General features: G+C 34.5%; 18 protein-coding genes and 2 riboswitches. Of the genes, 13 read left to right on the plus strand and 5 right to left on the minus strand.

Translation table 11 applies throughout. From position 1 onward, the window contains the following. Window positions 1-545: 545 nt before the first annotated feature. The 3 genes from BMX40_RS07155 to pseG all read left to right on the plus strand — a co-directional run bounded on the left by BMX40_RS07155 (window position 546) and on the right by pseG (window position 4,417). Complete coding sequence (locus tag BMX40_RS07155) at window positions 546-1,151, plus strand: hypothetical protein (RefSeq protein WP_090868304.1); 606 nt, start codon at window positions 546-548, stop codon at window positions 1,149-1,151. Then, the gene (locus tag BMX40_RS07160; RefSeq protein ID WP_090868306.1) at window positions 1,141-3,003 is read left to right on the plus strand and encodes a motility associated factor glycosyltransferase family protein; all 1,863 of its coding nucleotides are present in this window, start codon (window positions 1,141-1,143) and stop codon (window positions 3,001-3,003) included. The genes BMX40_RS07155 and BMX40_RS07160 overlap by 11 nt, the downstream gene beginning before the upstream one ends. 295 nt (window positions 3,004-3,298) lie before the next feature. Further along, window positions 3,299-4,417 carry a UDP-2,4-diacetamido-2,4,6-trideoxy-beta-L-altropyranose hydrolase gene (gene pseG / locus BMX40_RS07165; protein WP_090868308.1) on the plus strand — a complete coding sequence of 373 codons (1,119 nt, stop codon included), beginning with the start codon at window positions 3,299-3,301 and terminating at the stop codon, window positions 4,415-4,417. A 24-nt stretch (window positions 4,418-4,441) separates the two neighbouring features. On the opposite strand, the gene pseI is transcribed toward pseG, so the two are convergent. The 5 genes from pseI to pseB are packed head-to-tail and all read right to left on the minus strand — an operon-like array spanning window position 4,442 to window position 8,998. Further along, the gene (gene pseI / locus BMX40_RS07170; RefSeq protein ID WP_090868310.1) at window positions 4,442-5,482 is read right to left on the minus strand and encodes a pseudaminic acid synthase; all 1,041 of its coding nucleotides are present in this window, start codon (window positions 5,480-5,482) and stop codon (window positions 4,442-4,444) included. A gap of 14 nt (window positions 5,483-5,496) precedes the next feature. Further along, window positions 5,497-6,072, minus strand: a complete 576-nt coding sequence (locus BMX40_RS07175; RefSeq protein WP_090868312.1) for a formyltransferase family protein — start codon at window positions 6,070-6,072, stop codon at window positions 5,497-5,499. 34 nt (window positions 6,073-6,106) lie between these two features. Beyond that, window positions 6,107-6,838, minus strand: coding sequence for a cytidylyltransferase domain-containing protein (locus tag BMX40_RS07180; protein ID WP_090868314.1), 732 nt, complete (start codon window positions 6,836-6,838; stop codon window positions 6,107-6,109). A gap of 7 nt (window positions 6,839-6,845) precedes the next feature. Further along, entirely contained in the window at window positions 6,846-8,015 is a 1,170-nt protein-coding gene (gene pseC / locus BMX40_RS07185) for a UDP-4-amino-4,6-dideoxy-N-acetyl-beta-L-altrosamine transaminase (RefSeq protein WP_090868315.1), read from the minus strand. A 5-nt stretch (window positions 8,016-8,020) separates the two neighbouring features. Next, entirely contained in the window at window positions 8,021-8,998 is a 978-nt protein-coding gene (gene pseB, locus BMX40_RS07190; protein ID WP_090868317.1) for a UDP-N-acetylglucosamine 4,6-dehydratase (inverting), read from the minus strand. 257 nt (window positions 8,999-9,255) lie between these two features. On the opposite strand from pseB, the gene cysD reads away from it, so the two are divergent. The 10 genes from cysD to BMX40_RS07245 all read left to right on the plus strand — a co-directional run bounded on the left by cysD (window position 9,256) and on the right by BMX40_RS07245 (window position 20,733). Beyond that, window positions 9,256-10,155, plus strand: a complete 900-nt coding sequence (gene cysD, locus BMX40_RS07195) for a sulfate adenylyltransferase subunit CysD (protein WP_090868319.1) — start codon at window positions 9,256-9,258, stop codon at window positions 10,153-10,155. A gap of 1 nt (window position 10,156) precedes the next feature. Beyond that, window positions 10,157-11,983 carry an adenylyl-sulfate kinase gene (gene cysC, locus BMX40_RS07200; RefSeq protein ID WP_090868320.1) on the plus strand — a complete coding sequence of 609 codons (1,827 nt, stop codon included), beginning with the start codon at window positions 10,157-10,159 and terminating at the stop codon, window positions 11,981-11,983. 62 nt (window positions 11,984-12,045) lie between these two features. Then, a complete protein-coding gene (locus BMX40_RS07205; protein ID WP_090868322.1) occupies window positions 12,046-13,824 on the plus strand; it encodes an SLC13 family permease in 1,779 nt (592 codons plus the stop codon). Window positions 13,825-13,849: 25 nt separating this feature from the next. Then, complete coding sequence (gene cysQ, locus BMX40_RS07210; RefSeq protein WP_090868324.1) at window positions 13,850-14,662, plus strand: 3'(2'),5'-bisphosphate nucleotidase CysQ; 813 nt, start codon at window positions 13,850-13,852, stop codon at window positions 14,660-14,662. 106 nt (window positions 14,663-14,768) lie between these two features. Further along, on the plus strand, window positions 14,769-16,568 hold the full coding sequence (locus tag BMX40_RS07220) for a flagellinolysin (protein ID WP_170840699.1): 1,800 nt from the start codon (window positions 14,769-14,771) through the stop codon (window positions 16,566-16,568). Between the two features lie 122 nt (window positions 16,569-16,690). Continuing rightward, entirely contained in the window at window positions 16,691-16,897 is a 207-nt protein-coding gene (locus BMX40_RS07225) for a Uma2 family endonuclease (RefSeq protein ID WP_090868326.1), read from the plus strand. A gap of 636 nt (window positions 16,898-17,533) precedes the next feature. Next, window positions 17,534-17,619, plus strand: a riboswitch (cyclic di-GMP riboswitch). An 89-nt stretch (window positions 17,620-17,708) separates the two neighbouring features. Continuing rightward, window positions 17,709-18,350: a response regulator transcription factor gene (locus BMX40_RS07230; RefSeq protein ID WP_090868328.1), complete on the plus strand. Its 642-nt coding sequence runs from the start codon at window positions 17,709-17,711 to the stop codon at window positions 18,348-18,350. Window positions 18,351-18,386: 36 nt separating this feature from the next. Beyond that, window positions 18,387-19,172 (plus strand): flagellar motor stator protein MotA, encoded by a 786-nt coding sequence (gene motA, locus BMX40_RS07235; RefSeq protein WP_090868329.1) that lies wholly within the window; start codon window positions 18,387-18,389, stop codon window positions 19,170-19,172. Continuing rightward, on the plus strand, window positions 19,165-19,935 hold the full coding sequence (motB, locus tag BMX40_RS07240) for a flagellar motor protein MotB (protein ID WP_090868331.1): 771 nt from the start codon (window positions 19,165-19,167) through the stop codon (window positions 19,933-19,935). Before motA ends, motB begins: the two co-directional genes overlap by 8 nt. Before the next feature lie 157 nt (window positions 19,936-20,092). Continuing rightward, window positions 20,093-20,178: riboswitch (cyclic di-GMP riboswitch) on the plus strand. Window positions 20,179-20,274: 96 nt separating this feature from the next. Then, a complete protein-coding gene (locus BMX40_RS07245) occupies window positions 20,275-20,733 on the plus strand; it encodes a chemotaxis protein CheX (protein WP_090868333.1) in 459 nt (152 codons plus the stop codon). Window positions 20,734-20,748: the final 15 nt, after the last annotated feature.

Consider the following 20,748-nt stretch of genomic DNA (forward strand, 5'->3'; position numbering starts at 1 on the left):
ATACTCTATAAGAGCTTCCTTTGCAGTTTCTATCTGAATGGCTTTTTTATTATCATTAGAGCGAATGCGTAATCAGGAATAAAATAAATTTGTGGATTATCGTAAGAAGTGTGAAAAGATGTGTCACGTATATTAATAATAACACGAAATGTTAAATAAAAATGGTGCCCTTAGAAGCTAGACGGTTACATATATGATTTGTTAAACCTCTTTAACCATGGCATTTTGAGGATTCCTAGGACATTCGAAATGAATTTCTATAATATCCCCTCCACCTTCTCTCGAATAGATGATCTTTACTTTTCAAACGAAAAATAATATCAATATGAGTATGAACCGAACTCAACTCCCTTTTAATTTGTTTCATGCCAATTTAAATGTAAAGGATTTTATATGTTGCGAGTTTATCAAATAAAAAAATCCAATATACTCTAGCAGTTAGAGCCGATAAAATAGAACAAAAATATACCTCTCCCTCTTGAACTTCCCCCTATCTTGCCGATATTAATATTAAGTAAGTCTTATCTAACCAACTGGAGGTTACTATGTTATTACAATATAAAAATGAACAATTAAATTTAAATAATAGTGAGTTTTCAATTATAACTATTTTCGAAAAGATTGATGAAACCATTAAGGAAAATGATGTTATTTTTAGTCATCTAATTATTGATGGGAGAGAAGTTTACGAGAATCACGAGGAATATATGAAGAATCGTATAAATAGTATATCAAATATTGAAATAGTAACAAGAAGTACAAGTGAAATGATTTTAGAAACAATGGAAACGATATATGATTACCTTGAACGTGCTGTTCCATCATTGAAGGTAATTATTGACGAGAGTTATGAAAGATTTTCCGATAAAACATGGACAGGAATTGATCAATTAGCTGAGGGAATGCAATGGATATTACAATTTGCTACCTTTACCAAAAATACACAACAGCCATCCCACTGGGATAATATTGAAAAGAGTATAAAAGAGTGTGAAGTTGGCTTTACTCAATTAATTGATGCTATCGAAGATAACGATACAGTGTTAATTATCGATATTTTATCATACGAGTTAACTCCTGCATTTGAATCGTTACAAAAATATCTAGAAATGTCTCTTAGAGATAAGGAGTATTTAAATAATGCTAATTGATAATACGTTATTACTAAGAGATAGATTTCCAGAAATTCGTAAATATTTTCGTGAATATGAACAGGATTTACAATCTGATCGAATAAGTGTAATCGAATCAAAAAGTGGATTTAAAACATTACAGTATTTTACTGACGACAATAAAAAAGTTATGGTGCACAGTAAGTATGATCCATTGCGAGAAGCTGAGCGTATTATTTCTTCTCACAAGGAAAAAATAAATATAGATACACATATATTTTTTTATGGAATTGGTATGGGATATCATATTGAAAAGTTTAGAGAATTGTTCCCAAATAACACTTACTCAATGTATGAACCTGTACCCGAGATTTTTTTAGAAGTTACTAAGAAAAAACTGATAGATAATATTATTACTAGTAAAGCTAGGAACTTATATATTGACAATCACGCAACACAATCCGAAAATTATCTACAAGAATTTTCTTCGAATAATAGAAATGTTCATGTTATAGTTTTACCTAGCTATGAAAATATCGCAAAAGAAAAAAGTACGGGCTTTCGAAAAAATATAAAAAAAACAATTTTAAACCGTCGCTCTAATTTGCATACTAATTTTAATTTCCAAAAACGCTGGGTTATTAATAGTTTAATGAACTTTGGGTCTGTACTAAATACTCCGAATATTATTAAAGATATTGATCATAAACAATTTATTGGAAAACCTGCATTAATCGTTTCGGCAGGACCTTCGCTAGCTGAGGATATGGAATATATTAAGCATATTGAAAAGAATAACTTAGCATATATATTTTCGGTCGGATCTGCGATTAATAGTTTGATCGAATATGAAGTTTTACCTGATGCGGTTTGCACATATGATCCGGGCGAAAAAAACCACTTAGTATTTAAAAAGATGATTGATAATAAAATTGATCATATTCCCATGGTATTTGGAACAAGTGTTGGCTACGAGATATTAAATAAGTACAATGGTCCTAAAACACATTTTATAACATCACAGGATAAAACTTCACTGTATTTTTTACAGGACAAACTAGACTTGAAAAATGATCTTATTTTAGATGCCCCCTCTATTGCAGTGATGACATTTCAAGTATTAAATAAATTAGGAGCAGATCCAATCATTTTTGCTGGTCAGAACCTGGGCTATTTGTATGATCGATTATATTCTGAGGGAATTGACTATGAGCATATCCCTTCCACGGTAGATCAAAAAAAGCTAAATAATGCTATCACAACCATTGATGTTTACGGGAATGAAATAAAAACCAATATTGGATTTAATAATATGCGGGAAAATATAGAGCTATATGCTGATTTTTATAAAAGTAAGACGTTTATTAATACTACTAAGGGCGGTGCTGCAATTGAGGGGGTACAATTTCAATTAATAGAAGAAGTCATTGAGAAGATCTTAACACACCCAATAGAAAAAGAAAATTGGTTTAATTCGGCGAATAGCTACAACCTTGATAATTTTAAAGAACAACATAGGAAGCTGCAAAAAAGTATTGATAGCTTTTATAAGTTACTTGAATCTTTTGAACATGTGTTAAGCTATATTGCTAGATATTCTAATTCAGATAAAAAAGTACTTCTTGAAAAATCACTAATTCAGTTTGATGAATTATACAATTCCTTAAATTCAAATGATTATTATAAATATTTCTTGTCTTTTTATATTCGAGTTCAAGTGGAGATTATGGGGAACGAAATTAGAAGATTGAATAAGGAAAGCAATTCAATAGTTAAGGGTAAGGAAATAGAAGTATTGTTATCCAATTTTTTAAAGCAATGTAAGCTTGGACATAGCGAACTATATCCAATAATAAATGAATGCCTAAAGGAATTATCAATGATTAATTAAGTCTAGGTAAATTATTTTAAGCGGATGTGTAATAAGTAAGGATCTAATTTTTTGTTTAAATTAACAAATAAACTTACTACAAGAAATTATCTGTAGTTACGTTATAGTAGGTACAGAAGACTTAGGCAAAATAGACTGAAATTGAGGATTAAATGAGACAAAGTCATAAGAGTAATTAGACATAAAAAGTCAATTATTAAAAGACATTCGATTGTTTCAAATCGGAATTATTATGATAGATATATTGAATAAAAACAACCTACAGGTGAAAATTTATTTAAATAAGGTGCTATTGATGAAAATATGTTTTAGAGTAGACGCTTCGTTTAAGATGGGTACAGGTCATGTTATGAGATGTTTAGCACTAGCAGAAAAACTTAAGGAAAATGGCCATTTTATTACTTTTATATGCAGGGCTCATGATGGTAATTTATGTAACTTCATAAAATCAAAGGGTTATATTGTCTATAAACTTGTAACTAATTCAAATAGTAATAAATCTATTGGGAGTTTAAAGCACTCAGAATGGTTAGGTGTAACACAAATTGAAGACGTTACGCAAACAAGGCAAATAATGACAAATTATAATTTGGACTTTGAGTGGATAGTTATTGATCATTATGCAATTGACAAAACTTGGGAGGTTGAAATACGTAACCATATCCCTAATATTATGGTAATAGATGATATTGCAGATCGAGAACATAAATGTGATATATTATTAGATCAGAATTATTATCATCTTGCTGGTGTGCGTTATGAAGGTCTGGTTAGTAAAGATTGTATTAAATTATTAGGTCCAAAATACTCTTTATTAAGAGATGAGTTTGTGAATTACCATATGTGTCCTAAGATTCCAAACAATCGACTCTCAATAATGGTGTTCTTTGGTGGAAGTGATCCAACAAATGAAACATTAAAGGCTCTAACAGCATTATTACGAATAATAGAAGTAATAAAAGGTGATGATATTACTATTCATGTTGTAGTCGGTCAATCAAATTTGCATAAAAATATTATTAAAGATAAGTGTGAACTTTCTTCTAATATTATTTTTCATTGTAATATTGACTACATGGCCAAGTTGATGCACAGTGTGGATTTTGCTATATGTGCAGGGGGTAGTACAACGTGGGAGAGGTATTGCGTTGGTACACCAGCTATTTTAACAGCAATTGCGTATAATCAAATAGAAATATGTGAAAACGTCCAACAATTAGGCATTGATCAGTATATAGGCTTCTCTGATGATGTGTCACACCAAACTATTGAACTAGAAGTGAGGAACATGATAGACGGATTTAGTAAGTCCCAACAATTAAGGGCTAAGGCTAAAAAAATTGTGGATGGACAGGGGAAAGAAAGAGTTGTTAGGGTTCTTGAAAATATAAGTAATAAAAATAAGCTCTATTGAATTATAAATTCAATAGAGCTTATTTTAAAAATGTATTGGCTCTCCAAACTTATATTCATATTCTGCTTTTTTACCTAAGAGAGTTTGATAATACTTTGGTTTAAGTCCATATCCAGGGCGAACTATTCGAATGTTTTCTTTAGTATATTCTTCCCCTTTAGCAATGTCCTTAGCAGCATATATTGAGCGTCTAAACTGGAGAGACTTTTTTTCTGCCTTTGTTGGACCGTATTTTATTTCACCTAATGATTTCCAAGCTCTTTCTGTTTCTTTTACTAACAATTTCATTTCATTTGGCTCCATGGAAAATGCAGCATCAACTCCACCTTCAGAACGATCTAGAACAAAATGCTTTTCAATTATAGTAGCACCAAGTGCAACGCTAGCTACGGCAACCCCTGTACCCATTGTATGATCAGATAATCCAACTTCACAGTTAAACAGTTCTCTCATATGAGGAATAGTTGTAATATGTGAGTTCTCAGGCGTTGCAGGATAGGTACTTGTACACTTTAATAGAACTATTTCTTTACAGCCATGCTTTCGGGCTGTACGAATAGTTTCATCTAACTCTGCAACTGTTGCCATACCTGTTGATATAATCATTGGTTTACCTGTTGCAGCAACTTTTTCAATAAGCGGTAAATCATTATTTTCAAAAGAGGCTATTTTATAGAAGGGAACATCTAGATCCTCTAAAAAGTCAACAGCAGTTTCATCAAAAGGCGTACTAAAGGGAATCAAGTCTAATTCTTTAGCTTTATTAAAGATGGCTTCATGCCATTCCCAAGGAGTATACGCTTTACTATATAAATCATATAACGACTCACCATTCCATAGACTTTTTGGGTCATTTATAGTAAAGTCCCCGTTTCTTACATTTAAGGTCAACGTATCAGCAGTATATGTCTGAATCTTTATTGCATCTGCCCCTGATTCCGCAGCTGCTTCTACAATTTTTAATGCTTTATCTAGCGATTGGTTATGGTTTCCTGACATTTCTGCGATAATAAAAGGTTTATGCTTTTTTCCAATAAATTTATTAGCTAGTTTAATTTCTTCCAATTTTTAACCACCTTTCATTTATTAGCTCTTCCAATTAAATTTTTTATTGGTGTTTCCCATCCCTTTGTTAATAAGTATAAATAAGGTTGTTTATCTTTACTTTTATGGTAACTTCCGTTCGGGTGTAATTGTTTTACCGCTGAGTATTCTGCTTTTTTTATGTTATTCCAATGCTTTATTAATAATAATTCTATTGTCTTAGTTAATCGATCATAAGTAGTTTTTAAGGTGTCATCTGCAAATACTGTTATTGTTTCCTGTACTAGTATATCACCTGTGTCTATTCCATTATCCATATAATGAATTGTTACCCCTTTAGGTGTATCTTCTAGAAAGCTCCAAAGATTAGGGTCAGCCCCTTTATTCCAAGGTAAATAGGAGATATGGAGATTAATAATTTTTTTATGGAATTTTTTTATTATTTCCTCTTGAATAATATAACGATATCTGTAACTTATGATAAAATCGATATTCTTAAGCACCTTTGAACTTAAATATAACTTTTCTTCATAATAAATAACATTATCTCTATTTTTAGTAAAGAAGTATGACAATCTTTCGCTCTTAGGACCAAGAATTAAAATGTTCATGTTGCTACCACCTTAAAAACATATTGCTGAACATTTATATACTTTTTTGTTCAACCGTTTCATTAATTTTACTCCAATTTGGATTTTGATGTATTAATTCTAGAATTTCTTTAAGGTTAAATTTATCATTTCTTTTATATAATGTGCTAATTATTCTACTAATAAGCAACAAATCTTCTTTAGTATCAACTGTCCACCGATATTTGCTTGCATTATTGCTGTTTTCAACAGACAATAAATTAAACTCGAGAGGATTGTTATAAATATAAGGTGTAACATGTTCTCGTTCTGATTTAAAGTTTGCTTCATTATGTGCTTTCTCTAATACATCTATTGGGAAAACTTCAGTATCCATTCCTCTAGGATAGGTTCTTTTCAGTGTATTAGACGCATAGTCATATTTTTCTTTATTTGTTAAGAAAGCATTGACAACTTTATCAATTATTACTGGATCTATTATTGGACAATCAGAAGTCAGCCTTACTATGACATCTGCTTGATATTTCCTAGCTGCTTCATAATAACGAGAAAGTACATCATCTTCTGAACCTCGAAAATATGGAATTGAAAGATGTTCACATAAGTTAATGATAGGTTGTTCAGATTTTTTTGTAGTAGTAGCCACAACTATTTCATCGATAAGTTTAGAACGTTTTACACGTTCTATTTGATATTCAAACAAAGGTTTGTTTAATACTTTTTTCATTATCTTCCCCGGTAATCGGGTAGATCCCATTCGGGCTTGTATTATTGCTACAATTTTCATTCAATCACTACCTAGTCTTGTATTTATTAACTAAATTAACTACTGTTTCTAGTACATAACGTACCTCTTCATTTGTCATTGTTGGAAACAGTGGTAAGGTGATTATATTTTCGTATAAATCTTCCGCTATAGGATAATCACCTCTATTATAACCAAGCTTTTGGTAATAAGGTTGCAAATGGACTGGTATATAATGAACGTTAACTCCGATGTTGGCATAGTGTAATTCTTCAAAGAATTGTTTCCTATCGATTACCAATAAATCTTTGTTTAATTTTATTACATATAAATGCCAGCTAGATACTCCATTCGAATCTTGAAATGGAGTTTGAATTTCATTTATATCTTCTAATACTTGATTATATTGTTTAACAATTTCTTTTCGCCTTGTAATAAATGCATTTAATTTATCAATTTGGCTACAACCTAGGGCTGCTTGTATATCACTCATTCTGTAGTTATATCCTAGAAACTGCATTTCATAATACCAAGGGCCATGGTTATCACTTAGTAAAGATATGTCCCTTGTTATTCCATGTGAACGAAATTGTAGTAGTTTATCATAAAATATCTTATTATTTGTCGTAATTATTCCACCTTCACCAGTGGTTATGTGTTTTACAGGATGAAAACTAAACATTGTCATATCCGCAATAGAGCCTATTTTACGATTTTTATAAGTAGCTCCTATTGCATGTGCAGCATCTTCAATAACTATTAAATTGTTTTCATGAGCAATCGTCATTATCTCATCTAATTTAACAGGTTGGCCGGTAAAATCAACTGGAATAATTGCTTTGGTTTTAGAGTTGATTTTTTTTCGAATTTCATTAGGGTCAATATTATAAGTTTTTGGGTCAATATCTGCAAAGGTAGGTCTACCACCTTGATATAGTATACAGTTTGCGCTAGCTGCAAAAGTCATAGGAGTTGTAATCACTTCATCCCCTTCTTTTATACCTGCAGCAAAGCATGCACCATGTAAAGCAGCTGTTCCATTAGAAAATGCAACAGCATATTTGACACCAAGATAATCGGCAATTTTCTTTTCAAAATTTCTTACAGCTGGTCCAGTTGTTAAATAGTCGCTTTTTAAAACATCAACAACAGCTTGAATATCGTCTTCTTCAATAAACTGTCGGCCATATGGAATATAGCGATGTTTTGGAGTTTTCACTTAGATCACACCTTTCCCTTTTTGACGAGTTTCCGAAGTTCTTCGACTGATAGCCAGTCTCTATTTGTATTGCTAACATAGCTAAAACCGTCTTCTAATTTCGCCCCTCCGTGTCCGTACTCAGCTTTCCACCAAGGAAACTCAGGTTGAATAATGTAGTAATCTCCCATATCCAATGTCCTACGCGCGTCATCTTCCGTAATCATTGCTTCATGTAATTTTTCCCCAGCTCTGATCCCAACATATTTAATGTTACATTCAGGTGCAATCGCTTCAGCTAGATCAATTACTTTCATACTTGGGATCTTAGGTACAAAAATTTCTCCGCCATGCATTCTGGAAAAGTTATCTATTACAAATTGAACACCTTGATCTAAAGTAATCCAAAAGCGAGTCATACGCTCATCTGTTATTGGAATCGTACCAGTTTCTTTTACCTTTTCAAAAAACGGAACAACACTACCACGACTACCGACTACATTACCATATCGCACTACAGCAAAAGAAGTGTCCTTATCACCAGCATATGAATTAGCTGCAACGAATAACTTATCTGAAGCTAATTTTGTAGCGCCATATAGGTTGACTGGGCTAGCTGCTTTATCTGTACTTAAGGCTATAACTTTTTTTACTCCTCTATCAATTGCTGCCTCGACTATATTTTGTGCCCCATGAATATTTGTTTTTACCGCCTCAAATGGATTGTATTCACAAGCACCTACATGCTTTAAAGCTGCTGCATGTACAACATAATCGACACCATCAAAGGCACGATATAATCTGTCCTTGTCTCTCACATCTCCAATAAAAAATCTCATTCGTTCGTCTGTGTATTCTTGAGCCATTTCATATTGTTTTAACTCGTCTCTACTAAAGACAATAACTTTCTTTACTTTACTTTGTAAAACTTTATCTATAAATTTCTTGCCGAAGGAGCCTGTACCTCCGGTAACAAGTATAGTTTTATTTTCAAATGCCCGCATTATATTAACCTCACTTTTAGTGGAATTTCATAAAGTACTATAATATATATCGACGTTATATGACAAAACTTAATAAGTATCATATATAGTGTTAAAATATTGTCTGTAATATACTGTAGAACTTTTATAATGTATTATACTAAATTCAAGTGATGTAATAGCCGATATATATTATGAACCTAAGATTTTATTTTACTTTTTAGGTTATCAGATAAACTAATAAATTTATAGAGATATTGACTTAGGAGGAACACACCATGACACAACTAACCCACCTCGATCAACTCGAGGCGGAAGCGATATATATTATCCGAGAAGTAGCAGCAGAATGCGAACATCCAGTAATGTTGTATTCTATTGGCAAGGATAGTTCTGTGATGCTTCATCTAGCCATGAAAGCATTTTATCCAGAAAAACCACCCTTTCCATTTATGCATATAGATACCACTTGGAAGTTTAAGGAAATGATAGACTTTCGTGATCGTAAAGCGAAGGAATTAGGGATTGATATGATTGTTCACTCGAATATGGCAGGTGTAGAACAGGGAATAAATCCTTTTGAACATGGTCCAGCTTATACAGATGTTATGAAAACCCAAGCATTAAAGCAAGCTTTGGATCAGTACGGGTTTACCGCTGCCTTTGGTGGTGGAAGACGTGATGAAGAAAAATCGCGAGCCAAAGAACGAATTTTTTCTTTTCGTAATGCAAACCATGCTTGGGATCCGAAAAATCAAAAACCGGAAATGTGGAAGCTTTATAATACGCGAATCAATCAAGGGGAAAGTATGCGAGTTTTTCCACTTTCGAACTGGACAGAAAAAGATATATGGCAATACATCCGAAAAGAAAATATTGATATTGTTCCACTATATTTTGCAAAAGAACGCCCAATTGTTGAAAGAGGCGGAAACATTATCATGGTTGACGATGACCGAATGAAATTAGAACCTCATGAGAAAGTGGTATTAAAGAAAGTTCGATTCCGTACACTAGGTTGTTACCCTCTTACTGGTGGCGTGGAGTCGAAAGCGGATACGTTGGATGCGATCATTGAAGAAACGCTTGGGGCTGTTTCTTCTGAACGTACGAGTCGTGTTATTGATCATGAGGCCACCGGAAGTATGGAAAGACGTAAGCGAGAGGGGTATTTCTAACATGAAGAGTTTACTTAAATTTATCACTTGCGGAAGTGTAGATGACGGAAAATCAACATTAATTGGGCATATGCTATATGATGCAAAATTACTATTTGCTGATCAAGAGAAAGCTTTAGAACTGGATAGTAAAGTAGGTAGTCGCGGAGGAGAGATTGACTACTCCCTTCTCCTTGATGGGTTGATGGCAGAACGTGAGCAAGGAATTACGATTGATGTAGCTTACCGTTATTTTACAACCGATTCCCGATCGTTTATTGTTGCCGATACCCCTGGACATGAAGAATATACTCGTAATATGGCAGTTGGTGCTTCTTTTGCAGACCTCGCTGTAATTTTAGTTGATGCTACTAAAGGGGTCATTACACAAACCAAACGTCACGCTCGTATTTGTGCCTTAATGGGTATTAAACATATCGTTTTAGCAGTAAACAAAATGGATTTAATCGATTTTGATCAAAAAAGATTTGAAGAAATCAAAGAAGATTTTGAACAGATGACTAAAAGCTTTAATCTTGAAAGTGTCCAAGTAATTCCAGTTTCTGCAACTGAAGGAGATAATATTACCAAGATTTCTAAGAAAACATTTTGGTATGATGGTCAGCCGTTACTACCTTATTTAGAAAATATTGAAGTTAATAATAATGTTGATCGGGATGAATTTGTAATGCCTGTACAACGTGTTAGTAGACCGAATCACACTTTCCGTGGATTTCAAGGTCAGATAGAAGCTGGTAACATTTCTGTAGGAGAGGAAGTTATTTCCTTACCAAGCAAGGAAAAGGCAAAGGTGAAAAGTTTATTGGTAACAGATAAAGAAGCAAATTCTGCAGTAGCTGGACAACCTGTCACCATTCAGTTAGACCGAGAAGTTGATGTGTCACGTGGTTGTGTCTTAACCACCTCAGAGAATATTCACATGACTGACATGTTCACTGCACAAATTTTATGGATGGATGATACGAAATTAGTACCCGGACGAAACTATTTTGTAAAACTAGGAACAAAAACGCTACCTGGTACCGTAATGTCTATTAAGCATAAAATTGATATAAATACTGGAGGAGAACTTTCAGCCGATCAACTATTTAAAAATGATTTAGTTGAATGTGATATTTCCTTATCTGAAAATGTGGTATTTGACACTTATGAGAAAAATAAGGTGCTAGGTGGTTTAATACTAATTGATCGTGTATCGAATATGACTTCAGCATGTGGAGTTATCAACCATCCTCTACGAAGATCAACAAATGTTGTATGGCAAGAAACTGATATTACGAAACAGATTCGGGCTCAACAAAAAGGGCAGAGCCCATTAACATTATGGTTTACTGGGCTATCGGGTTCGGGTAAGTCCACGTTAGCCAATGCGGTTGAGAAACGTTTGGTATCATTAGGAAACCATACTATGTTACTTGATGGAGATAATGTTCGCCATGGTTTAAATCGAAACTTAGGGTTCAAAGAGGCTGACCGTGTAGAAAATATACGTAGAGTTGCAGAAGTATCTAAGTTGATGAATGATGCCGGACTGATCACTTTAGCTTCTTTCATATCACCATATGAAAGTGACCGTAACAATGCAAGAGAGATCATTGGTAAAGAGTTTATAGAGATATATGTTAGTACTCCATTAGAAGAATGTGAAAAACGAGATGTTAAAGGCTTGTATAAAAAAGCACGTAATGGTAAGATCCCAAATTTCACTGGAATATCGAGTCCATATGAAGAACCGAAAAATCCTGACATTGAAATAGATACAAGTAGGTATTCATTGGAGGATGCAACAGAATTTGTGGTTAAAGAAATTATGAAATATTTAAGTTAGAGCTACTATCTTTCGGTAGTAGCTTTCATTATTGTATTAATAAAACCTGAAGGAGATAAACGATGTCTGCAGAAATGTTAGTTGTGTTATTAATAATTTTTATTATGTTCTTAGCATTGATACTAGAATTAGCACGTCCAGATATGGTTATCTTCTCTGTTTTAGTTATCTTCCTATTAACAGGGATACTAAGCCCTGAAGAAGCTTTGGCTGGCTTTTCTAACCAAGGGATGTTAACGATTGCGTTGTTATTCATTGTATCGGGTACCGTTCAAAAGTATGGAATCATAGAACGGTCGTTAATAAATTGGCTTGGCAACAGTAGCAGAGTGAAAGGGTCAATGCTACGATTTTTCTTACCGCTACCAATTTTATCAGCATTTTTAAACAATACTCCTATTGTCTTAACATTTACACCAATTATAAAAAATTGGTGCCAACAGCATGGAATAGCCCCCTCTAAGTTCTTAATTCCACTGTCGTATGTAACAATTTTAGGTGGAACAATTACTTTAATTGGTACATCTACTAATCTAATTATACATGGCATGTTGCTTGATTATGGCTTAACTGGCTTTTCCTTTTTTCAACTTTCACTAGTTGGTATACCAATAACCATTGTCGGATTTATTTATGTTTTCACATTAGGGTATCGCTTATTGCCGAATCATAAAGGCTTCCGGGAACAAGTTATGGAGGATTCCAAAGAATACATTGCAGAAATGAAGGTAAATCAAGACTTTGTTTTTTCAGGAAAGCAGGTGGAGGAAGCAGGGTTAAGAGATTTAAAAGGACTATATTTAATAGAGATTATTAGGGGAGATGAACGAATTTCTCCAGTTAGACCTACGTCCATAGTTAAAACAGGGGATCGATTAATCTTCACGGGATTGATATCTACTATTGCTGATTTACAAAAAATAAACGGACTTACTCTTGAAACTGGTTCCGATTTAGGATTAGAAGACTTAAAAAATGGTCATACAGAATTGATAGAAGTAGTAGTATCTGATCAATCCTCCTTATTAGAAAATTCCATTAAACAATCACGATTTAGATCGAAGTATGATTCTGGTGTACTTGCAGTTCATCGAAATAATGAACGAATCAGGAGTGAAATTGGGGATATTATATTACGACCTGGTGATACATTGTTATTATTAGCCGGTTCTGATTTTATACGGAATTATCAACAATCAATGGATTTTTATGTTGTATCGTCCATAGCTACTCCAGCCAATTTACATGAAAGTAGGAAAAAAGGGGTTTTTTCAGTTATTGTATTGCTAATCATGGTTTTACTAGTAGCTTTTGGTTGGTTAAGCATGTTTAAAGCAATGGCTTTAGCTGTATTGATATTTATTATGATGAAACTAATTACTCCAGAAGAAGCTAAAAGGTATATTCAATTTCAGGTGCTTTTACTCATTGCAAGTGCATTTGGAATCGGCATAGCAATGTCAAAGAGTGGATTAGCATTATGGGTAGCTGAGTGGTTGCTCTATTTAGGAGAGCCACTAGGTATACTTGTTATTTTGATACTTGTTTATTTGTTAACCAATATATTTACAGAGTTGATAACAAATAGTGCTGCAGCAGTATTGATGTTACCGGTAGGATTGGAAATTGCAGAAACAATGGATGTTCATTATATGGGATTTGCTATGATTATTTCTATTGCGGCATCAGCTAGCTTTATAACTCCAATTGGGTATCAAACCAATTTAATTGTGTATGGGCCAGGAGGGTATAAATTTAAAGATTATGTAAAGGTTGGTACACCGCTTAGCATTCTAGTAATGCTAATTACAGTAACAATAGTTAGATTATTTTGGTTTTAATTTTTATGAGAAGGTGGTTTAACACATGAATAAAATCAGTTTAATTGATTTATTTAAGGTGACAATGGATGCAGGAAAAAAAATACTGGAAGTTTACGCAGAGGAATTCGAAGTATTTACAAAAGGAGATCATTCGCCTTTAACGCAAGCAGATAAAAAAGCGCATGCTTCAATCATGAAAGGACTAGAGAAAATAGACCCCGCAATTCCTATCCTTAGTGAGGAGGGGGTTGAAATACCGTTTAACGAACGTGAAAAATGGAGTAGATTTTGGTTAGTTGATCCATTGGATGGAACAAAAGAGTTTATCAAGAAAAATGGTGAGTTTACGGTGAATATTGCTTTAGTTGACGGGAAATACCCTAGACTAGGTGTAATCTACGCACCTGCCCTAGATGTTTTCTATTTTGGTGGGATTGATTATGGTTCATTTAAAATAGAGGGTGCATCTATTGCAGGAATTACTACAGAAGACGAATTAATGGAGAAAAGCCACCGAATACCGATAATTGGAAACGACAGAGCCACTCGTGTAGTTGCTAGTCGGTCTCATATGACAGATGAAACAAAAGCATTTATTCGGGAATTGGAAGTGAAACATGGAAATATTGAGGTTGTATCATCTGGAAGTTCATTAAAATTTTGCTTAGTTGCAGAAGGAAAAGCTGACTACTATCCACGTTATGCGCCAACTATGGAATGGGATACTGCGGCTGGACAAGCAATTGTAGAAGGAGCAGGTGGAATAGTAGTTCGATACGAGGATCATGAGAGGTTTGATTATAATAGGGAGAATTTGTTAAATGGGTGGTTTTTAGTAAGTATGCACAATACCTAATATATTGTTATGTAATTATGCTTTAATGTTTTGTTTTTACGCCGATAACTAAAATAAACGATTACTAACTACGAAAAAAGTTTCATAGTCTACAGGAGAAAACGGCATGATAATAAATCACAACATACCTTCACTAAAAACTACTAATCAACTATCGAAGAATAATCAAACTGTATCAAAAGCACTGCAAAATCTATCCTCTGGCATGCGAATTAACCAAGCAGCAGATGATGCTGCTGGACTTTCGATTTCGGAAAAGATGCGAGCGCAAATTCGTGGGTTGAAACAAGCATCTCGAAATATTCAAGATGCTATTTCTTTGGTTCAGACAGCTGAAGGCGGATTAAATGAAGTTCATGCTTTATTACAACGTGGTCGAGAGTTAGGTGTTCAAGCAGCTAATGGAACATTAACAGAAGGCGATCGAGAAGCAATTCAAGCAGAAGTATCTCAAATTTTAAACGAAATAGATAATATAGCAGGTAATACAGAGTTCAATGGAAAGAATCTTTTAGGAAACGGATCCTCAACCCCCGTTTCAGTTGATGGAGGTGGAACAACTACAGGTGGTGCGATTCCCCCATTAACAGCAGATACAATAACTACTACGGAAGAACAGGAAATAATTGATTCTTTGAAAGAGTATATGCTTCAGGAATCGGAAAAAATGGTTGAAAATTATTTTGGTATTACTGCAGATGATGCTGACATTGCGATCTATATCGATGACACGATGGATGGAGGAACCCTTGCTTATGTTAGCTATTACATTGGAGCAGATGGTAAAGGTGAAAGTGTTGAATTACATATGAATAAAGATGCTTTTTTTGACGAAAATACTTTCATTGAGAATGACCGGGTTGTCGCACACGAAATGACCCATGCGATTATGGCCCGTAGCATGAACTTTGCTGCTATGCCAAAATGGTTCAAAGAAGGTGCGGCAGAGTTTATCCATGGTGGGGACGAGCGATTGGAAGCAGATATTTATTGGGATGGTAAGCAATCCATCATAGATAGTATTGGAGACGGAACAGATGCCTCCTGGGGACAACAAAGTATTGATTACTCTACTGGTTATGTAGCCGTTCGCTATCTCCATGATCGAATCAAAGAAGCCGGTGGTTCGGGAATTAAAGATGTTATGCAATATTTAAATAATAACTTGGATGCAATTTTAGATGATGCTCTTAAAAACATTAGTAATGGGAGTTACGCAGGTGGATTGACGGATTTTATTAGTGACTATAAAGCTAATGGAGTGCAGTATATCAATGATCATATTGATCTAACCAATGAGGATACTGGAGCTATTGGTGGTCTTGATGCAGATGGAGGCTCTGTGAAGACAGATATTACTGTAGTTGCTGATTCAAGTAGTCCAACTGACGATCCACTTTCTTATTTCAATGAAATTTGGCCGAACACTTCTGGGGATGCAGCAACTACAACATCAGCTGCATATGTGCGTCTTGTCCAACAAAAAATATACCGTGTTAATCATGCAACGTCTAATCAAGATCCATTAACAATACAATTAGGTGCAAATACAGATCAGTCATTACAAGTGAAGAGAAGTAATGTACATACTACGAATCTAAGAATACATGCGGTTGATATGGTGAATCGGGCAGAAGATGCAATTACTAGTATGGATCGTGCTATTCAAATGGTTTCAAATGAAAGGTCACGTTATGGTGCCATTCAAAACAGATTAGAGCACTCATTTAATGTAACACAAATTAGCTCAGAGAATCTTACGGCTGCAGAATCACGTGTACGTGACGCTGAGATGGCGGCAGAGATGATGGATTTTACAAAAGGAAATATTATCGTACAGGCAGCCCAAGCCATGCTAGCGCAATCCAATCAACTTCCGCAAGGCGTCTTGCAGTTACTAAGATAGAATTCATTTTAAGTCCCGCTGGATAAAAACAGTGGGATTTTTTGATGTTGCTCCGGTACATGGGGACAGGAACATTGTCCCAAGTCGATCGTTTCTACTAATGAAATTTCAGGGTTGAGATTTTGTCACCTTCATCCGTTAAACAAGAAAGGATGGGGGAATTATCTAGCTACGCATATTACGAAATACCAGAATATTGGTTAATCGATCCGATTCAGAAATATCTCGAGCAGTATGAATTGAAAGAAGGTCAGTATCTTTTATATAAAATGTATACTGAAGATCAGCAATTAACTCATCTCATATTCCGTGTGTTTCCTTCTCAATGACGACGATAAATTCAGAGATACCTAAACTTCCGAATATTGAAACTCTATCCATATAAAAGAAATTTCAAAGGTACCCCTATAAGTTGCTACGTATTGTTACAATAATATTCGTTTTGTTATATAAACTAAATGAAAGAACATATAAAGGTCATGTCTAAATGAAGGCTAAGTTTGATTATTACCTATTCTGGGGATCTTTTTGTGGAAATTGGCATATAGCTGAAGAGCAATCACCAGCTCATTTAACCTCATTTAACCCAAAACGTTATTGAGGTCACATAAACTTGACCCCTGGGACAACAACCCTGTCCCCCTGTCCCTTCTATAAAGACAATAATTAGAATCTTTACCAAAGTTATACTTCACAAAACTATCCCAAAACTGGTACTTTTTTCATTTGACTATCTTTCTATTGAAAACATGATAAAGTTACTATAACATTACAAAAGTAATAAGTAATTACTACTATACCCTTCTATAAGAGGCTGTTCAAAAAGTCCGGTAAAAATGACACATCGAATTTCTTCGTTAGCTTGCTTTTCCGTTGCTCATGTATTTAAAAGCATACATTCCGCTACTCAAAGCTACGCTGCCTTGAACTTCTCGGTCCTTTTTATCCTCCTTTTTGAACAAACACTATAATGATGGCAAACTACTTGAAAAGGTAGGACGCAAAGCTATGGGTCTAAGGTCTAGTTGACTATGATCGCCTGGTTGCCAAGATAGATTTCATAAATCTAACGTTGGCTATTCTCAAAAAGAGAATAGCTTTTTTAATGAGAAGGTAGATTTAGAACGGGAGCGATTAAATTTGAGTGAAATTGTATTAGTTAAAGAAAATGATCTAATTCGAGAAGGGATTATGAGTGTACTACAGGCGAAACTTCCTGAATATGTCATATCTGCTATTACTTCAGAAGAAGAGATAGAAGCACTGGAACTGACCTCGAATGATCTATTGATTATTGATGTTGAAGCAAATGTAGATGTGAGTAAAATAATTTCGCGGAATTTCGACAAAAACGTTAAGATTGCTGTTTGGTCTGCCGATATAGAGAATAACCTTTTAATCGATTTATTTAAACTTGGATTGCATGGTTATTTCTATAATGGCATGGAAACAAGTGAGCTTGTATTCGCCATTAAGACAATGCTAAATGGTCAGCAATATATTCATCCACAGCTATCATCTATATTATTAAATGAATATATAAAGGTCACGAATAGCAAACCAACACGTCCGAATGGTGTTTTAACGCAGCAGGAGTGGAACATCTTAGAAGAAATCGTGAAAGGGAACAAAAATTGTAGCATTGCTGAAAATCTCTATATTTCAACGAGAACAGTAAATAATCATGTTAGTTCAATATTAAAGAAGCTACATGTTTCTGATCGGACCAGTGCTGCGATTCTTGCTGTAAAAAACAATTGGGTCAACATAAAAGATTCATAGAAGCGTTTTTGAATAGAATTTTTGGAGGTAGAACAAATGGATAAGTCATCAATTATAGGATTATTTCTTGGATTTTTCGCAATTGGAGTGGGGATGGTGCTCAAAGGGGTTCCCGTTGATGCTTTATTCAATGGGCCAGCAATTTTAATTATCCTTGTTGGAACTGCAGCATCCGTAAGTATTGCCTTTCCAATGAGTACACTAAAAAATATTCCAGCATGGTTCAAGGTGTTATTTAAGGAAGAAAAACAATCTGATGTAAAAGAGCTTATTGATATGTTTGCAGATATGGCAGATCAAACTCGTAAAGAGGGAATTCTGATGCTAGAAAAACAAATCGGTGAAGTAGATGATGCTTTTCTAAAATCGGGATTACAGTTAGCAGTAGATGGACAAACACCTGACTTTATACGAGAAGTAATGATGGAAAAGGTCGATGCCATGGAAACAAGACACCAGGAAGGTTCTGCTGTATTCACTCAAGCAGGTACATATGCACCAACCCTGGGAGTATTAGGAGCTGTAGTTGGTCTAATTGCAGCACTAGGACATATGGAAGACATGGATAAATTAGGTGCTGCTATTTCAGCTGCATTTATTGCAACATTATACGGTATTTTTACGGGGTATGTTTTATGGCACCCATTTGCAAATAAATTGAAAAAGAAATCGCAGCAAGAAGTACAAGTGAAAGAAATTATGATTGAAGGAATTGTTTCGATTACAAATGGAGATTCGCCACAAATCGTAAAGGACAAGCTAAGCTCTTACCTTTCAACAAAAGAAAAAGAATCCTTTGAACAGGAGGGAGAGAATGAGTAAAAAGAAGAAGAAAAAAGGAGACAGCCATGTTGATGAATCCTGGCTACTCCCCTACTCGGATATGTTAACTCTTCTTCTCGCCTTATTCATTGTATTGTTCGCGATGAGTGAAGTAGATACACAAAAATACCAAAAACTTGCTCAAGTATTTAATAGTGAATTTGGGGATGGCGAAGGGATTTTTGAAGAAGAGGAAGCGCCTGTTGAATTGGATAATGAAGCCAATGAAGATCAAGTGAGTGAAGAACAAGAAACAAATGAAATGTTATCGATGAAAGAGATTCAGCAACAAATTAATGAATATATTGAAGAAAATAACTTAGGGGATGTATTAGGGACTCAGCTTTCAGATGAAGGATTATTAGTATCAATTATGAATGATGTCTCCTTTGACCCGGGAAGTGCAACGGTAAGTGGTGAAGGAAGAGAGATTGCGTCTGAGATTTCAAATTTCCTTGATACGGATCCACCTCGCCAAATTGTTATTAGTGGTCATACGGATGATATTCCAATGAATAACAGACAGTTTGGATCAAATTGGGAGCTGAGTGTGATGCGGGCAGTCAATTTTATGAGCTTAATTCTCGATAATGATCACCTAGACCCGACTAAATTCAGTGCGAAAGGTTTTGGGCAGCATAAACCGCTTGTTCCGAATACATCAGATGAGAATCGCCTGAAGAACAGAAGGGTAGAAGTGTTAATCTTACCAAATTATAAGATTAAAGAAGCGTTAGAGAAAGAAGAAACATCAGAGAATTAATTTTAGATAATTCTGTACTAATATTTAGTTCTTTTACGATAATACACATAAATTTCTAAAAACAATTATTTTTTTCAATCATCCGTAAAGCATTGATTTAGGTATTGGAATATTATAGGATTGGGATAGTATAAAAGAACTATAATAGTATCTAACCCGACAAAAAAGGCAAACTATTTGAAAAGATAGGACGCAAAGTTTAGGGTCTAAAGTCCTAGAGACTAAGATCGCCTGACTACCAAGTTGGATTTAATTCTTGGCTATTCTGTTATTCATCGGAATAGCTATTTTTTATAACAGAAATATAACGTTAGTATAGATAAAAAGGAGTGGGTCATCGTGACAATAGCAAATGAAAAAAGTAAGTCGATCACTACATTGTTAAATGGTACCATTGCATCGATAAAGAATGTTGTTCCAATTCAGCACGAGGTAAATGGTCCACAACTACTACAGAACGCTTTAAAAGTACAATTCGGTGTTCTCATTGGGATTACAGGTGACCTAAGAGGAAAGCTGGTATTAACCGGAGATACAAAAGTTTTTGGTGGAATTGGAGAAGCGATGTTTGGAATGCCGTTAGAAGGGGAGATGCTCTCATCGTTTAGTGGAGAACTAGGAAATATGATTGCAGGAGGACTTTCGACGAATATCATTGAAAGCGGAATTAAAACAGATATCACAGCTCCAACCATAATGGAAGGTAGCACGTCGCTATCAGGATATGAAAAAGCAATCCATTTAACAGCTGCATTTGAATCAGTTGGAGAACTTGATATTTACCTATTAGTAGATTAATAGAAGGGGAGTATA

The organism is Oceanobacillus limi, assembly GCF_900111445.1.
Lineage (GTDB): Bacteria > Bacillota > Bacilli > Bacillales > Amphibacillaceae > Ornithinibacillus > Ornithinibacillus limi.

Bases quoted from the DNA above. Each gene is read 5' to 3' on its own strand.
- BMX40_RS07155 (WP_090868304.1), top strand. From the start codon at position 546: ATGTTATTACAATATAAAAATGAACAATTAAATTTAAATAATAGTGAG.
- BMX40_RS07160 (WP_090868306.1), top strand. From the start codon at position 1,141: ATGCTAATTGATAATACGTTATTACTAAGAGATAGATTTCCAGAAATT.
- pseG (WP_090868308.1), top strand. From the start codon at position 3,299: ATGAAAATATGTTTTAGAGTAGACGCTTCGTTTAAGATGGGTACAGGT.
- BMX40_RS07175 (WP_090868312.1), bottom strand. From the start codon at position 6,072: ATGAACATTTTAATTCTTGGTCCTAAGAGCGAAAGATTGTCATACTTC.
- BMX40_RS07180 (WP_090868314.1), bottom strand. From the start codon at position 6,838: ATGAAAATTGTAGCAATAATACAAGCCCGAATGGGATCTACCCGATTA.
- pseB (WP_090868317.1), bottom strand. From the start codon at position 8,998: ATGCGGGCATTTGAAAATAAAACTATACTTGTTACCGGAGGTACAGGC.
- cysD (WP_090868319.1), top strand. From the start codon at position 9,256: ATGACACAACTAACCCACCTCGATCAACTCGAGGCGGAAGCGATATAT.
- cysC (WP_090868320.1), top strand. From the start codon at position 10,157: ATGAAGAGTTTACTTAAATTTATCACTTGCGGAAGTGTAGATGACGGA.
- BMX40_RS07205 (WP_090868322.1), top strand. From the start codon at position 12,046: ATGTCTGCAGAAATGTTAGTTGTGTTATTAATAATTTTTATTATGTTC.
- cysQ (WP_090868324.1), top strand. From the start codon at position 13,850: ATGAATAAAATCAGTTTAATTGATTTATTTAAGGTGACAATGGATGCA.
- BMX40_RS07220 (WP_170840699.1), top strand. From the start codon at position 14,769: ATGATAATAAATCACAACATACCTTCACTAAAAACTACTAATCAACTA.
- motA (WP_090868329.1), top strand. From the start codon at position 18,387: ATGGATAAGTCATCAATTATAGGATTATTTCTTGGATTTTTCGCAATT.
- motB (WP_090868331.1), top strand. From the start codon at position 19,165: ATGAGTAAAAAGAAGAAGAAAAAAGGAGACAGCCATGTTGATGAATCC.